Below are 15,098 nucleotides of genomic sequence, written 5' to 3'. Positions count from 1 at the left end.
GTTCGTTGTCTGCGATTATCCCAGCGGGCGGCTGGATCCGAAGAACAGTGCCTGGCTGATCGCCGTGCGGACTGTCTGTTCCTGAAACGGCTTGGTCACGAGGTAAGTCGGCTCGGGACGATCGCCGGTCAGCAGACGTTCGGGATAAGCGGTGATGAAGATAACCGGCACGCTGTCGATTGCGAGGATATCGTCGACAGCATCAAGACCCGAAGATCCGTCTGCAAGCTGGATATCTGCCAGGACAAGGCCGGGAGTCTTCTGTGCGACCACCTCTTGCGCCTGTGTGCGCGTAGCTGCGGTGCCGCAGATTTCATGGCCGAGCGAGGTCACGAGATCTTCGAGCTGCATCGAAATGAGCGGCTCGTCTTCAATGATGAGAACGCTGGTCGAGCTTTCCCGATCGATCTCACTGACCGCTTCCTGCACCAACCGTTCGATCTGAGCAGGTTCCAGTTCCATCACTTCACCGGCCTGTTCGACCGAGAAATCTTCGAGAGTAGTCAGCAGCAATGCCTGACGGTTCAGCGGCGTGATCGATTTCAATCGATCCTGAGCTGCACCTTCATGGTCTTCGCCAACGGCATCGGGCACGTCCAGATACGCACTCGACCAGACCTTGTTAAAGGCGCGGTAGAGCGGCACGCGGCCACCTTCCAGCGAGGCCTTGAGCCCCTCATCTGCCAGGGCGGCTTCAAGCGTGGCCCTGACGAATGCATCACCGGTTGCCTGAGAGCCGGTTAGAGCGCGCGCATAGCGGCGCAGGTAAGGCAGATTTTTTGCGATTTGATCACCAAGCGACATATAACCCCTTCCGTGGTTTGCGCGCATTGAACGGCTCTATAGACCAAGAGTTCCTCATATCGGCGCGGAAATTGTCGTAATTGACAAATGTATGGCGGACGCCGACGAAGCGGCCGGACGAGAAGGCCGGAATATCCGGCAGGGGGCCGCGATGTTTGAAGTTTCCGATCCGTATGAATGTCAAAACTGTCCGTTGCAGGATTGCCCGGGTTTGCGGCCGCTCGAAAGCATCCAGCAGGCTTACATGCAATCCATCAAGCAGGGCGAGTTCAGGTTTGAACGCGGCGATACCATTCTCGAAGAAGATGAGTGCACCAAGCACCTCTTCACGATCCTGGAGGGTGTTGCGATCAGGTACAGGACACTTGGAGACGGCCGCCGCCAAATCGTGAACCTCATGTTCCCCGGCGATCTCGTCGGGTTGCAGGGAGCGTTCGAGGAAGAGCTCAGTCATTCGGTCGAGGTTTTGCTGCCTGCCAGATTGTGCCGGTTCAAGCGGGACGATTTTGTCTCGCTGATCAAGGAGCATCCGCGGCTCGGCTATGACATTACCTGGCTGGCAGCGAAGGAGGAGACGGCACTGGAAGGCCACATCGTGTCACTCGGTCAGCGCAGCGCACGCGAACGGGTCGCCTATCTGGCAGTGTGGCTGCTGGACCGAGCGCTCGCGACCGGCGTCGCCAAGAAGGGAAACAGACTGCACCTTTCGATCACGCAGGCGCAGATTGGCGATATGCTTGGTCTTTCTCTCGTACATACCAACCGCACTCTGAGGGCGCTTGACCGGGACGGCCTGATCCAATGGTCCCCGCGCGAGATTTGCGTGCCTGACATGGAGAAAGCGTCGAAACTGGTAGGTTTCGAACGCTCCAAGCCTTCGCATCGACCCTTCGTTTAAAGATTTTTCAAATTTTTTCGAACCTGAGGGAACCCCATCTCAATCCGGACATTTCACCTATATCACCGCCGAGACCCCCCTCCCGTCCAAGCGGCTGGTGATACGATCCCGAAAGGCCTTCGCTCAAAAGAGCGGAGGCCTTTTTTCTTGGGTCGCTGGAAAATGCGACAAATCGCAGGAAGTGAGAGCTGGGAGCGCGGCCGTCAGGCGTCGCGCAATGCACCCTTGATGCGCGAGATCACGCCGCGTTTTTTGGGTTTGCTGAGCAGGTCCACGAGAACCTCCGGATCATACGGTTTTTGAAGCACGTATCCGAGCTCGGCGATATCCTGAGGAATATCTTCCGGCTGGCCAGTCGAAAACACGATCTGCGGACTGTCGGGACCAAGTTCCCTTACCAGTTCGGCAATCGCCCAACCATCGTCCCGGTCAGCCAGGTGGACATCGAGCACAATGACATCGGGCTGGCTCCGCTTCAAAGATGCAAGCGCTGCCTCGGTGGTCGAGCAAATTTCGACCTTCTCGACGCCTGCGTCAAGGAGCGCATCTTCGAGTTGCAGACCTAGAATAGCTTCGTCCTCCACCACGAGGACGTAGCGAGGAATGGACATATCGGTCTGTTTTTTGCGGGCGATGGGATGAAATCCTGCAAGTGTCGTTGAGGCATCATGCCATCATACCCGAACGGAAGAATCGCTACGCAGGTTCCCGTATTTTGGACTTTTCCAAACAGCGTTGCGCCTTTGCAACGCCGTGGGATCAGAGCGTCTTTTCGTAGATCACGTATTCCCGGTTGATCTTGCTGTCGATCGCATCTGCGATGGCCTTCATTCCCTGATTGTCGTCGAGTATCCACCCGATCTCACCGCGCTCGGCGTCGTATTTTCTCGCCGCCACGTCGCGAATTTCGCTGATCATCATGAAGGCGAGCTGGCTGGCAACGCGCGAATTGTGAAGCTCTTTCAAGACGCCCATCAACGGCACACGCATATCGGCCTGTTTGGGCCGCCGCAGCCAGCGCAGCAGGGTGAGCCAACCGAAAGGCAGTAGCTTGCCGCCGATTTCCTTGAGCGGCTTGTTGACGTCGGGAAAGGTCAGCATGAATGCGACCGGCCTGCCGTCGAGTTCGGCGACCATATTGAGATCTTCACGGATAATGGGCCGCAGCTTCTTGCCGGCATGGGCTATCTCGGCCTCGGTAAACGGAATGAAGCCCCAGTTGCTGGACCATGCATCATTGAGAATGTGGAGGATCGTCTTGACCTCCTCGTCCCAGCGCTTCTTGTCGACCTTGCGGATCCGGATACGTTCGTTGCGTTCGCCCGATTGCACGATGCGGCGGATGAGCGGCGGGAATTCCTGCTGCACGTCAAGATCGTAGGTAAGCAGGCGTTTGGCCTCTGCGTATCCCGCTTGCTCGATCCATTTTGCGTAGTGTTTGGGATGGTGGCCCATCATGATCATCGGGGGATGATCCTGTCCTTCGACGAGCAGGCCGGGTTCCTCCCAGATGGATAGCGATATCGGGCCAAGCGCGCGGGTCATCCCCCGTTCGCGCAGCCAGTCTTCCGCGCAGGCAATCAAGGCCTTTGCCACGGCTTCGTCTTCGGCATCGAAATAGCCGAACAGGCCGGTGCCCGGACCCATACCCTGTGCGGCGGGCAATTCGAGAGCTAGGTGATCGATATGGGCAGCGATCCGCCCCACCGGTTTCCCGCTGCGCCGTGCTATGAACAGCTGAACGTCGGCATGGCCGTAAAACGGGTTCTTGGCGGGATTTACGAGTTCGAGCTGTTCCGAGCGCACTTGCGGAACCGAATGCGGCTCGCGCGCGGCGAATTCGCGCCCCAGGTCGACGAAGGCGGCCCGCCCTTTCTTGTCATTCGCCTGTACGATAACGATATCTTGCTCAGCCACGCAGCACTTCCCTTGTTCAGCCGAGGTTAGCACTGCGTATGGCACATGATCTTTGTCAAGGAATCGCGCGTGCCCGATCACTATGATCGATAGCGGACACTGTCATTTATCGCGCCGATCCACTAAGGCTCCCCCAGGAAAACGACCATGAACGCTGAACAGACCCTATCTGCTGCCAATCCCGCGTCATTGCGCGATGCGCGCGGCTGGCATTCACAGATTGCCGACGACAAGGCGATGTTGCGCGCTGCCCGCGACCTGACGAAGGATATCGCGGCGGCGAAAGCGGCTATTTACTGGCCCGACATGATCGGCTCGGCACTCGTGGGTTATGCAAGTCTTGCAGGTGCAATTCTGGTCGATAGCGTACCTTTGGCGGTGGTGCTGGGTGTCGTTTCGGCTCTGGCGCTCTACCGCGCGTTGCTTTTCATTCACGAAATTTCGCACCTTCACCGCGATGCCTTGCCGGGCTTTCGCACTGGCTGGAACATGCTCGTCGGCATCCCGATGTTGACCCCCAGTTTCATGTATGAAGGCGTCCACACGCTCCATCACAAACGAACCCAATATGGCACCGTCGAAGATCCGGAATATCTCCCGCTCGCACTGATGAAGCCGTGGAGCTTGCCGCTGTTTGTGGCAGTCGCCTTGCTGGCACCGGTCGCACTGTTGTTCCGCTTCGCCGTGCTGGTTCCGCTCGGCGCGATCATTCCGCCTATTCGCGAACTGACCTGGCAGCGCTTTTCCGCGCTGGCGATCAATCCGGAATTTCGCCGCCGTCCGCCAGAGGGTAATCTGAAACGCCGCGTTTTCTGGCAGGAGTTCGGCGGGGCTGTGTGGTCTTGGATGCTGATCGGCAGCGTGTTTGCGCTCGGCTGGCGTCCGCTGCTCATTGCGCTGGCAATCGTTTCGGTAACCGCCACTCTCAATCAATTGCGCACGCTCGTTGCCCACCTGTGGGAGAATGAGGGTGAGGCGATGACGGTGACGGCCCAGTTCCTCGATTCCGTCAATGTGCCGCCGCCCGGCGTGGTTGCCGAAGTTTGGGCGCCAGTTGGACTCCGCTATCACGCGCTGCACCATCTGATGCCGTCGATGCCCTATCACTCGCTGCCAGAGGCGCACCGCCGCCTGGCGCGCGAGCTGGGCGAAAGCTCGACCTATCACGGTGCCAATCACTCAGGCATGGGTGTGCTCGTATCCCGGATCGCGCGCAGCACGATGGGCCGCCGCTCTTAGGTCATCACCGGGTCAGCCCAGAAATTTAATCATCGCGCAGCGCCGCTCGCGCGGAAGGCCGTGCTGGACCTCCTGCTCTATCTCGGCGTTCAGGCGCGGGTGGGCGGCAAGGTCGCTGATCACCGTGTAGCCTAGTCGTTCGTAGAAGGGCGCATTCCACGGGACATCCGTGAAAGTCGTCAGCGTGATCGCGGAAAATCCGCTATTGTGTGCGTCGATCCCGATGCCGCGAAGCAGGATCGTGCCGATACCCTTACCCTGCATGTCGGGATGCACCGAGAATTCGCGGATATGCAACTCCTTGCGGTGCGGCTCGGTGGACAGGAAGCCGACCAGCCGCCCGTCCATCTCCGCCACCAGCGAATGGCCCTTGCGGATCATTGATCGCTGCTGATCCGCTGGAATGGCGTGCATCCCCGCGATTTCAGACAAGCCCTCGACTTCGCGAAACAGCATTCCCGCCGCCAGTTCGATAGCCGGCAGGTGCTCGGCGTCTTCTGGCCGCGCAAGCCGGATGTGCCAATCGCTCATTCCTCGGTCCGGATGAGGACCGTCTCGCCGATCAGGAAGAACAGGAAGAACGGCGCCCATGCCGCAAGGAATGGTGGGTAGCCGCCGAAATTGCCCATCGCCAACGCGGCGTTGTCGACCACGAAATAGGCAAATCCCAGAGCCATGCCGATCAAGGCGCGCACGAAGAGCTGGCCCGACCTTGCAAGACCGAATGCGGCGATTGCGCCGAGCAAAGGCATAAGGAACGAGGAAAGCGGCCCGGACAGCTTGTGCCACCACTTGGCCCGCAATTCGCCGGTTCTGCGGCCCGCTGCTTCATAGGCATCGATTGAAGAACCCAGCTCCCAGAACGGCACCGCGTCGGGGTCTATCCGGGCAAGGTCGATCTGATCGGGAGTAAGCTCCCGCGCGACGATCAGCTCGTCCTCAGTCTGCAACGTGGCGCTGGAAATCTCGAACCGTTCGACATCTTCCAGCTTCCATCCCGGCGCCGCATAGGTGGCCCTGTCCGCCACCACCTGTTCAAGGATGGTCCCGTCTGCATTGCGGCGATACCAAGTGACCTTGCGCATCGCGATGGCATTGCCTTCGCCCGCCAGCTGGGCTGCGGTCAGCACATTCTCGCCGTCAGCCAGATACACATTGGCACGCACATTGGATTCTTCGGGAACCGGCCCGTAGTCGGCTGCTTCCCATGCCTTGAGCGTGGCTGTCGCGCGGGTGACGATCCGTTCGTTGAAGGCAAAGCTGAAGCCTGCAACGACCATGGCGCTCAGCAATAGCGGGGCCAAAACCTGATGCGCCGAAAGTCCGGCGGCCTTCATCGCGATGACTTCGCTATTCTGGTTGAGCGTCACGAGTGAAATCAGCGTCGCTAGCAGCACGGAATAGGGCAGGAACCGCTGGATCAACTGCGGTATTCGCAGCCCCGCGTAGGTCAGCAATTCGCCTTGCCCGTTGCCGTCTACGGCAAGGATCTTGCCGCTGTTCGACAAGAGATCGAGCATCATCAGCACCAGCACCAGCATGACCAGCACCGCAAGAATGCGCACCACGAACAGCTTCGCGAGATACCAGGTCAGCGTGCGGGAGGGGAAAAAGTCGAGTTGCACCGCTCAGCTCTCCGCCGCCAGGTCTTCGTCATGCATCACACGCCGTTTGCGCTTGAACAGCTTGCCGATCTTCTTCGATATCTTGGCGAACCAGTTTTCAAGCGCACCGATAGCTTGCCCGCCGGGTACGAACGCGACCCGCCAGTACATCCATATTATTAGCGCCGCAAAGATGACGAACGGCCCCCACAGGGCGAGGATCGGGTCGGCAAGGCCTAGCGCGGCCACGTCCTCTCCATATTGATTTATCTTGTGATAGGCGACGACCATGATGATCGACAGGAACACCCCCAGAGCGCTGGTCGATCGCTTGGGCGGTATACCCAGCGCCACCGCCAAGAGCGGCATCAGCGCCATCATGACCACCTCGACCAATCGGAAATTGAAGCTGGCTTGGCTCGCGTCGCGCTTTGTTTCGGACTGATTGTCGGCCCATCCCACGCGCAGGAGTTCGGGCAGGATGTACTCGCGCTCGTCCTCGCCCCGAGCGCGAAATTGCTCGATTGCGGGCAGGTCGATCGGCAAGTCGTGACGCGTGAAGGTCAGCACGCGCGGTGTCTGGCTGCCGGTGTCCTGGACAATGGTGCCGTTGGTGAGCCGCAGGATAATCGTGTCCGGATCATCGGTCGTGGCAAGGAATGCCCCTTCCTGCGCCGAGATCGAGAGGACCTGTCCCTTGCTGTTGGAAACCCGGGCGAAAACACCCATCAGCTTGCGCCCGTCATCCTCGCTTTTTTCAATGCGCAGGGCCATGCGGTCGGCAAGGGTAGTGAACTCGCCGACCTTTATCGAAGCGCCCAGCGCGCCGGATCGTAGGTCGTATTCCAGGCGCTCGTAGGTAAAGCGGCTGACCGGCTGGACGAAGAAAACCAGCGCAACATTGATCGCCATGAACACAATCGTGATCGCGTAGGGCACGCGTAACAGGCGCCCGTAGCTCATCCCCACCGCGCGAAAGACATCGAGTTCGCTACTGGTGGCAAGTTTCCGGAAGGCGAGCAGGATTCCGAGCAACAGGCCAAGCGGAATGGCAAGACTGGCGTATTCGGGAATGAGCGTCGCGAGCATCTTGAAGACGACACCGATCGGACCGCCTTCGATGGCGACGAAATCGAGCAACCGCAGCATCTTGTCCAGCGTGAGCAGCGATGCTGCCAGCGCAAACACGCCCAGCATCGGCACAATTACCAGCCGGAAGATATAGCGGTCGATGGCGGGTATGAAATTGAGCACGCAGGTTCCGGTTTCTTGGCGTTGGTGGCGGCTCTAGCGGGAAAAACCCCGCGCGTCATGCCTTACCAGAACCGGCTTCCGGGAATGCCCTTGAACGGACCCGCTTCACGGCTGGTAATCCAGCCGCCATAAAAACCGCCGGGTTGAGGTATAACCTGCTCGCCATCGACGAGGCATTCATCGAACGGCTCGGGATAGAATGCCAGGAAACCGGCGATCGGAGCAAAAGACTGCGTGGGATCGGCATAGGACCATGCGGCGGCCCGCAACACGTCAGGCCCGGCGCTCACGTCCCAATACCGCGCTTGCCCCTTCCATTCGCACAGAGAGCGCTGCGGGTTTGCGCGGATGTGTTCCATCGCGATGTCTTCGGGCGGGAGGTAATAGGTCGGCGGGTGACTGGTTTCCAGCGTCCGCCAAGCGCCTCGCGTATCAGCGAGAGTGATCCCGGCGTGGCGAATCACGATGTGCCTGTTTGCAGGTTCTGCGATCGCGGGGCGGGGGTAATCCCAGACGCTTTCCTGACCGTCACCGACCGGATCGGGTTCGGGATGACCGAAGAACGCTATTGGTTCAGGCCTTTTCCAGCGTGCACTGGAGGGGGTGCTGGTTCTCGCGGGCGAAATCCATGACCTGGTTCACCTTGGTTTCGGCGACTTCATAAGGAAATACACCGCAAACGCCGACGCCCTTCTGGTGGACATGCAGCATCACGCGTGTCGCCTCTTCCATGTCCATTCGGAAGAAGCGCTTGAGCACGATCACCACGAATTCCATCGGCGTGTAATCGTCGTTAAGCAGCAGCACCTTGTACATGCTGGGCTTTTTCGGCTTCGTCCGGGTCTTGGTCGCGACGTTAGCCTGCCCGTCACCCTCGCGTGGATCGTCATCGCCGTCAGCGGCGTTTTTCGGAGTGAGGGGGAGCATTTCAATCATGTGTTGCGGCAATATCGTATCGTTTGGTCAAATCGCAAGGCGTGAGAGTGCCTCTGCGGTCCGGCGAGTTAAGAAAACGTCGAAAAGAGAGCGTAAAAATGGAAACGGGCCGAACGACACGAATGTCGTCCGACCCGTCCTGTCCAACCACCGAGCGAGAGAGAGAGGAGAGAGTGCCCGGCGGATTGAAGACTGAATGCCTTAGGCGGCCTTGCGAACCTTGGCGGCTGCCAGGCTCATGCGGCTCGACAGCGGAGCGAAAGCTTCGTTGGCAAGCTTCAACATGGCTTCGGTGTTCTTCGAAGTGGTCGAAACCATGGCGTCGAAGTTGCGACGTGCGATTTCACCCTGGAGCTGGAGAAGCTCGGTCGGCGACTTCACAGCAGCGATCTTCTTGACGTCGCCCTGGACGGTTGCAGCAGCGCCCTTGGCTTCTTCTACATAGGTGCGGCCCATGTCCTGCATGCCCGATGCGAGGATCTTGCCGGATTCCACGAGGGCTTCAAGGTTGCCCTTCTGGAATTCAACGACGTCCTGGGTCATTTCGCTGCCCTTGTCGTAAGCGGCCTTGGCACGTGTCTGCACGTCGGCAGCAACTTCCTTGGCTTTCGCGGTGTAATCGGTGGTCTTGGCGTTCTTGGCAGTGGCCATGATAGTGTCCTTCAACTTGGAAATCTTTGGTGTGTTGACCGGAGCCTTTTTGGCAGCGGTCTTTTTCTTCGGCGCGGCCTTCTTGGCGGCTACCTTCTTGGCAGGAGCCTTTTTGGCGGCGACCTTCTTGGTCTTGGCCGGGGCAGCTTTCTTCTTGGCTGCCGGCTTCTTCGCGGCGGGAGCGGCGACGGCGTCAGCGACCTTGTCGGCCTTGACCGGTGCAGTCGTGTCCGCCTCGACCGCCTTTTCGACGGCCTTGGTGTTCACCGCTTCTGCGGTTTTCTTGTCCGCGGCCTCGGCAAATGCCTTTTCGGCGGCGGCATCGATTTTGCTTGGGCTGTCAGCCATGGGAAACCTCACTTTGTTGCAGTGCACAAAATAGACATTGCAGGTGCGAAGTCAAGGAATTTATTGTGCACTGCACAATAATCCGCGACGGGCCGTTTTTTCAGCGGGTTAGCGCGTGGCGACGTAACGTCCGGGGGCGTCTTCGATGACCTCATCGCCCTTGCCGCCAGGTATCCTCTTGCCTTTTGCAGGCACTGTTTCGCCGTCCTGATCTCGCAGCCATTCGATCCAGTCGGGCCACCAGCTGCCCGGATGCTCTTGCGCACTTTCGCGGAACTCGGCGAGGCTGCGCGGCGATCCATCATTCGTCCAGTACTGGTATTTCCCCGAGGACGGAGGGTTCACCACTCCGGCAATATGTCCCGATCCGGCCAGCACGAAGCGAATGGGGCCGCCAAAGTGTTCGGTGATACGCCAGACGCTCTCGGCCGGTGCGATATGGTCTTCCTTGCCGGCCTGCACATATGTCGGCGTATTCACCCGCCCGAGATCGACGGGAGTACCGTCCACGGTCAGCGCATCGCCTTCGACCAGCCGATTGTCGCGGTAAAGATCGCGCAGGTACTGCTGGTGCCATTTTGCGGGCAGGTTGGTGACATCGCCGTTCCAGTGGAGGAGGTCAAAGGCCGGATAATCTTCGCCGAGCAGGTAGTTGTTGACGACATAGTTCCAGATCAGATCGGTGCCGCGCAGCAGGTTGAATGTCGCGGCCATGTACCGCCCATCGAGATAACCGTCGGGTGACATCCCTTGGATCGCGGCCAGCTGCTGGTCGTCGATAAAATTAAGTAGCTCGCCTGCTTTTTCAAAATCGACCTGCGCGGTGAAGAAGGTCGCGCTTTTGACCTTGTCCTGCTGTTCGCGGCGGTGAAGGATCGCCAGAGTGGCGGCGAGGGTGGTTCCGGCCACGCAATACCCGATGGCATGCACGCTGGGCACATCCAACCGGCCGCGCACGTGGTCGATCGCGTCCATCTGGGCGCGGACGTAATCGTCCCACACCACGTCCTTCATGCTGGCATCGGCTGATTTCCAGCTGACCATGAATACGGTTATGCCTTGGTCGACTGCCCATTTCACGAAGCTCTTCTTCGCATTGAGGTCGAGGATGTAGAACCGGTTGATCCACGGCGGGAAGATGATGAGCGGCGTCTTTATCACCTTTTCGGTGGTCGGCGAATATTGGATCAACTGATAGATCGGTGTTTCATGCACGACCTTGCCGGGAGTGACGGCGATGTTCTCGCCCAAGGTGAAAGCGCTGGCGTCCGTATGGCTCAGCTGTCCGCGCCGCATATCGGCAAGCAAATGCTCCATCCCTTTGACCAGGTTTTGACCCTTCGTCTCCAGCGTGCGTTCCATGACAACCGGATTGGTCAGCGGAAAGTTCGCAGGGCTTGCCGCTTCGGTGATCGCCTTGGTGGTGAAACGCAGTTGCTCGCGTTGCTGCGGGTTGAGGCCGTCGGCCTTGTCCACCATCTCCGCCACCCGCTCTGCAAGGAAGAGGTAGGTCTGGTGGATCAGGGCAAATGCCGGGTGCGCGCGCCATTTCTCATCGGCGAAACGGCGATCTTTCCGCGGTAGCTCGACCTCGTCACCGCTATGTGCACCGGCCTGTGGGCCGAGGCCGTATTGCCCGAGAACGTCCTGCCACAATCGTGTGCCTTCCTCGATCAGGGCCTTCTGCTGTTCCGCCTGAGCGAGCGGCATCTTGTTGTACCAGTCGGTTGCCAGCGCCATCCAGCGCGCAGGATCGAAATAAGGCACCAGCGCCTGCGGGCTGGCCATTTGCTCCGACTGATAGGTCAGCCACATGGTCTGCAACTTGGCGGCGACCTCGGCCCATTGCTGCGCGTCTTCTGGCGACATCATGCCTTCACCCAGCTGGCCTGCATCCATCGTACCCATCAACGGCGCAAGAAGTGCGCGGGCCATCTTGGCCGGGCCTTCATAGAGATTGGTGAACGGATCGGGTTTGTCGGTCATGGCAATCCTATAACGTCGAAGCGCATCTTTAGTCATCTACACGATAATTCGCACAGTTGAGATAGCGAGCGGCTTTGCTCTTGCACGGTGAATAGGTAATCAATGTGACGAGACGTTCCAGTATCCATGGCCTGCATGTTTGGCCAGCGTCCCGGGAGCTATGCATGTCCGACGAGTTCTACCGCATAAAACGTCTGCCGCCGTATGTGATCGCGGAGGTCAATGCGATGCGGCACGCGGCGCGACAGGCGGGGCGGGACATTATCGACCTTGGCATGGGTAACCCTGACCATCCGCCGCCTGCCCATGTGATCGAAAAGCTGTGCGAAGTGGCGCAAAAGCCCAGCGCCCATGGCTATTCCCAGTCGAAGGGTATTCCGGGCCTGCGCAAGGCCCAGGCCAATTACTATCGCACACGCTTCGGGGTCGAACTCGATCCGGAAAGTGAAGTGGTGGTGACGATGGGCTCGAAAGAGGGGCTCTCGAGCATGGCGACGGCAATCACCGCACCCGGCGATGTCGTCCTTGCGCCCAGCCCAAGCTATCCGATCCACACCTTCGGCTTCATCATTGCAGGCGCGACGATCCGCAGCGTCCCGACCACGCCAAACGAGCGTTATTGGCAGGCTCTCGACAATGCGATGGCCTTCACGGTGCCGCGCCCGACGGTGCTGGTGGTCAATTATCCCAGCAATCCCACTGCCGAAGTGGTCGATGCCGCATTCTACCAGCGGCTGGTCGACTGGGCGAAGGCGAACAAGGTGTGGGTCCTGTCCGACCTTGCCTATTCCGAGCTTTATTACGACGGCAATCCGACGCCCTCTATCCTGCAGGCGAAGGGCGCCAAGGACGTGGCAGTAGAGTTCACCTCCATGTCGAAAACCTATTCCATGGCCGGTTGGCGAATGGGCTTTGCGGTCGGCAATCCGGAACTGATCTCGGCCCTGACGCGGGTAAAGAGCTACCTCGACTACGGGGCCTTCACACCTATCCAAGCCGCGGCCTGCGCCGCGCTGAACGGGCCGCAGGATGTCGTTGCGGCAAACCGGGAGCGGTATCAGCATCGCCGTGACGTGATGGTCGAAAGCTTCGGGCGAGCAGGCTGGGACATCCCCGTACCTGCCGCCAGCATGTTTGCATGGGCGCCGCTCCCGCCTGGTTTTGAAGAGATGGGCAGCCTGGAATTTTCCAAGCAATTGCTGGAACACGCCGACGTCGCTGTCGCTGCAGGTGTCGGTTACGGAGAGGAGGGCGAAGGCTACGTTCGTATTGCCATGGTGGAAAACGAACAGCGCATTCGTCAGGCCGCGCGCAACGTGAAAAAGTTTTTGGCCGATCACGCCCGATGACCGGCAGGAATGCCTCTCTCGCTTAAGTATTCGCGCGGATAGTCGGATTAAGTGAAATTGATTATTGGGTGAAGCGACGGGAGGCACTAGGAGAATACCGGTGTCGCAACCTACATTTACATGGCTATCAATGTCGCCGTGCCCGCCGGGCCGTTGGGATCTTCGGCTACTCGATTGGCGAATGAAACCGGCATTCAGAGCGGGTGAAACCGCCAGGAGCATCCCCTTGCTCGTCGATTGGCGCATCGGCGGGCGATGCGCCGACTGGGCTCTTATCGGTGAAAAGCGCTGCGCAATTGCGGTGGGCGTTGATGAACCAGGAACAAGGGCGAACTTGATTCAGGGCGGGTTTGCGGATGCCCTTTCCAGCCAGGTAGCATTGGTGGAGCTCGCGGCACGGGCTTTAAAGCTTGATGGCGTCAACGAGATGATCCCGCAGCATCGCAACGTGGGGCCCGTACGGCTCGATCTGTTTTACCGCGATGCTTACGTCGACGATAAATGGATTGGTCTCCATCCGCGTGAATTTGCATTGATGTGGCGGCTGGCTGAAGTGCCGGGCCAGCGCGTGGACAAGGCAGAACTCTTGTCCGATGTCTGGCGCCTGCGGCATGAGCCTGAAACCAATTCGCTCGAAGTCCATATTTCCCGGTTGCGGGCAAAGCTGGCAATTTCGGGACTTGGATGGTTGGTCCAGACCCATCAGGACGGTGGCTATTTCATCTGCACCGAAGCCCGCTCCAGTTTCACCGCATTCTCGCGAGAGCGACGGACCATGCTGGACAGGTCGGCACCGATAACGCAAAGTCGCAGGCCCGATCAGCCAAACCTTGCGGAGTGTCATGTCCAGCGAACGCGTATCGATTGAACTAGCCGAAAACGGTGTTGCCCAGGTCCGGTTGAACCGGCCGGACAAGATGAACGCGCTCGACCCCGAGATGTTCGAAGCGATCATCGCTGCAGGCGAGGAATTGCGGACCATGAAGGGGCTGCGCGCCGTAGTGCTGGCGGGCGAAGGGCGCAGCTTTTGCGCCGGCCTCGACGTGTCGAGCTTTACCGCCTCGCCTGATGGGACACGCAAGCCGCTGACGGACCGTACGCACGGCAATGCCAACACTTTCCAGGAAGTCGCCATGACTTGGCGCAAGTGTCCCGTTCCGGTCATCGCGGCGGTGCACGGGGTATGCTTTGGCGGCGGCATGCAGATTGCCAGCGGCGCAGATATTCGCGTGGTCCACCCGGCCAGCCGCATGGCGATCATGGAAATGAAGTGGGGCCTCGTCCCCGATATGGGCGGATATCACCTGTGGCGCGGCATGGTGCGCGACGACGTCCTGCGCGAACTGGTCTACACCAACCGCGAATTCACGGGCGAGGAAGCGAAAGAATACGGTCTCGCGACGTTCGTGTCCGAAGATCCGCTGGGCAAGGCAAACGACATTGCGAACACGATCGCCAACCGCAATCCCGAGGCGATCCGCGGTGCCAAGCGCCTATCTGACGCGATGCTGGAAAAGTCCGGCGACGAAATCCTGATGGAAGAAAGCGTCGAACAGTCTGCAATCATGCGTAAACCGAACCAGATCGAAGCCGTGATGGCCGGAATGCAAAAACGCGCAGCTAATTTTACAGACGTGTGAGCCGTCTGCCTGCTTACGACCAGATTGCAGTCTTTTAAGCTTTCACATAGTTATGTTGAATTAATTTATCAGATCACCTCAAACCTCATTTCTTCACCGTGGCAATTGTGATTGGCTTTGCTTTGGCGTGGGCCCTTAGTCCGCTAGACTGGTTTGATGGTTTTATTTTATTTTTGCTCGGGTCCACCGCGGGCGACTGGGACCGCCAGTTAAACCCCATTGTCGATAGGGTTGGAGGCCCTTCATTCCCTTGGGATGATATGCATGCTGGTGACAAGCTGGCCTATTTTCTTCCAAATTTGGCGATCACTATCTTCGGATTGATTTTCCTCGCTATGGCAATCCAGTTTTCACGGGTCGCCATAGACTGGCTCGGCATCGGGGTGGGCATCTTCGGTATCACGTTGGGTGTTGGCCAAGGGTACTGGAAATGGAAGCATCGTTATCTGTCCCTTGATGGCAGCTAATTACC

At 59.0% G+C, this 15,098-nt stretch carries 16 protein-coding genes; 6 read left to right on the top strand and 10 right to left on the bottom strand.

Annotated features, from left to right (window positions below; genetic code table 11):
• Window positions 1–15: 15 nt before the first annotated feature.
• A complete protein-coding gene (locus K3166_RS10295; RefSeq protein WP_221422144.1) occupies window positions 16–804 on the bottom strand; it encodes a response regulator in 789 nt (262 codons plus the stop codon).
• A gap of 91 nt (window positions 805–895) precedes the next feature.
• On the opposite strand from K3166_RS10295, the gene K3166_RS10290 reads away from it, so the two are divergent.
• The gene (locus K3166_RS10290; protein WP_221422143.1) at window positions 896–1,702 is read left to right on the top strand and encodes a Crp/Fnr family transcriptional regulator; all 807 of its coding nucleotides are present in this window, start codon (window positions 896–898) and stop codon (window positions 1,700–1,702) included.
• A gap of 203 nt (window positions 1,703–1,905) precedes the next feature.
• Here K3166_RS10290 and K3166_RS10285 read toward each other — a convergent pair whose 3' ends face one another.
• Both K3166_RS10285 and K3166_RS10280 read right to left on the bottom strand, forming a co-directional pair.
• Window positions 1,906–2,313, bottom strand: coding sequence for a response regulator (locus tag K3166_RS10285; protein ID WP_221422142.1), 408 nt, complete (start codon window positions 2,311–2,313; stop codon window positions 1,906–1,908).
• Window positions 2,314–2,461: 148 nt separating this feature from the next.
• Window positions 2,462–3,619, bottom strand: a complete 1,158-nt coding sequence (locus tag K3166_RS10280) for a GNAT family N-acetyltransferase (protein ID WP_221422141.1) — start codon at window positions 3,617–3,619, stop codon at window positions 2,462–2,464.
• 147 nt (window positions 3,620–3,766) lie between these two features.
• On the opposite strand from K3166_RS10280, the gene K3166_RS10275 reads away from it, so the two are divergent.
• A complete protein-coding gene (locus K3166_RS10275; RefSeq protein WP_221422140.1) occupies window positions 3,767–4,858 on the top strand; it encodes a fatty acid desaturase family protein in 1,092 nt (363 codons plus the stop codon).
• Window positions 4,859–4,870: 12 nt separating this feature from the next.
• Here K3166_RS10275 and K3166_RS10270 read toward each other — a convergent pair whose 3' ends face one another.
• From K3166_RS10270 to K3166_RS10240, 7 genes are all read right to left on the bottom strand, one after another.
• Window positions 4,871–5,389, bottom strand: coding sequence for a GNAT family N-acetyltransferase (locus K3166_RS10270; protein WP_221422139.1), 519 nt, complete (start codon window positions 5,387–5,389; stop codon window positions 4,871–4,873).
• Window positions 5,386–6,483, bottom strand: coding sequence for an LPS export ABC transporter permease LptG (gene lptG / locus K3166_RS10265; RefSeq protein WP_221422138.1), 1,098 nt, complete (start codon window positions 6,481–6,483; stop codon window positions 5,386–5,388). Before lptG ends, K3166_RS10270 begins: the two co-directional genes overlap by 4 nt.
• A 3-nt stretch (window positions 6,484–6,486) precedes the next feature.
• Complete coding sequence (locus K3166_RS10260) at window positions 6,487–7,716, bottom strand: LptF/LptG family permease (RefSeq protein ID WP_221422137.1); 1,230 nt, start codon at window positions 7,714–7,716, stop codon at window positions 6,487–6,489.
• Between the two features lie 62 nt (window positions 7,717–7,778).
• Window positions 7,779–8,285, bottom strand: a complete 507-nt coding sequence (locus K3166_RS10255; RefSeq protein ID WP_221424068.1) for a DUF427 domain-containing protein — start codon at window positions 8,283–8,285, stop codon at window positions 7,779–7,781.
• Between the two features lie 4 nt (window positions 8,286–8,289).
• Window positions 8,290–8,652 carry an ATP-dependent Clp protease adapter ClpS gene (clpS, locus tag K3166_RS10250; protein ID WP_221422136.1) on the bottom strand — a complete coding sequence of 121 codons (363 nt, stop codon included), beginning with the start codon at window positions 8,650–8,652 and terminating at the stop codon, window positions 8,290–8,292.
• Between the two features lie 201 nt (window positions 8,653–8,853).
• Complete coding sequence (locus K3166_RS10245) at window positions 8,854–9,651, bottom strand: phasin family protein (RefSeq protein WP_221422135.1); 798 nt, start codon at window positions 9,649–9,651, stop codon at window positions 8,854–8,856.
• Window positions 9,652–9,759: 108 nt separating this feature from the next.
• On the bottom strand, window positions 9,760–11,637 hold the full coding sequence (locus K3166_RS10240) for a PHA/PHB synthase family protein (protein ID WP_221422134.1): 1,878 nt from the start codon (window positions 11,635–11,637) through the stop codon (window positions 9,760–9,762).
• A gap of 164 nt (window positions 11,638–11,801) precedes the next feature.
• Between K3166_RS10240 and K3166_RS10235 the strand changes: the two genes are divergently transcribed.
• The 4 genes from K3166_RS10235 (at window position 11,802) to K3166_RS10220 (ending at window position 15,093) form a co-directional block, all read left to right on the top strand.
• Window positions 11,802–12,986: an LL-diaminopimelate aminotransferase gene (locus tag K3166_RS10235; RefSeq protein WP_221422133.1), complete on the top strand. Its 1,185-nt coding sequence runs from the start codon at window positions 11,802–11,804 to the stop codon at window positions 12,984–12,986.
• A gap of 181 nt (window positions 12,987–13,167) precedes the next feature.
• Window positions 13,168–13,854 carry a winged helix-turn-helix domain-containing protein gene (locus tag K3166_RS13455; protein ID WP_247714610.1) on the top strand — a complete coding sequence of 229 codons (687 nt, stop codon included), beginning with the start codon at window positions 13,168–13,170 and terminating at the stop codon, window positions 13,852–13,854.
• Window positions 13,829–14,626 (top strand): crotonase/enoyl-CoA hydratase family protein, encoded by a 798-nt coding sequence (locus tag K3166_RS10225; protein ID WP_221422132.1) that lies wholly within the window; start codon window positions 13,829–13,831, stop codon window positions 14,624–14,626. The genes K3166_RS13455 and K3166_RS10225 overlap by 26 nt, the downstream gene beginning before the upstream one ends.
• Before the next feature lie 98 nt (window positions 14,627–14,724).
• Window positions 14,725–15,093, top strand: coding sequence for a hypothetical protein (locus K3166_RS10220; RefSeq protein WP_221422131.1), 369 nt, complete (start codon window positions 14,725–14,727; stop codon window positions 15,091–15,093).
• Window positions 15,094–15,098: the final 5 nt, after the last annotated feature.

The sequence above is a fragment of the Qipengyuania psychrotolerans genome (genome assembly GCF_019711355.1).
In the GTDB taxonomy this organism is placed as follows: domain Bacteria; phylum Pseudomonadota; class Alphaproteobacteria; order Sphingomonadales; family Sphingomonadaceae; genus Qipengyuania; species Qipengyuania psychrotolerans.
The sequence above is the reverse complement of the archived record's forward strand: the minus strand, read 5'-3'. Positions and strand labels throughout refer to the sequence as shown.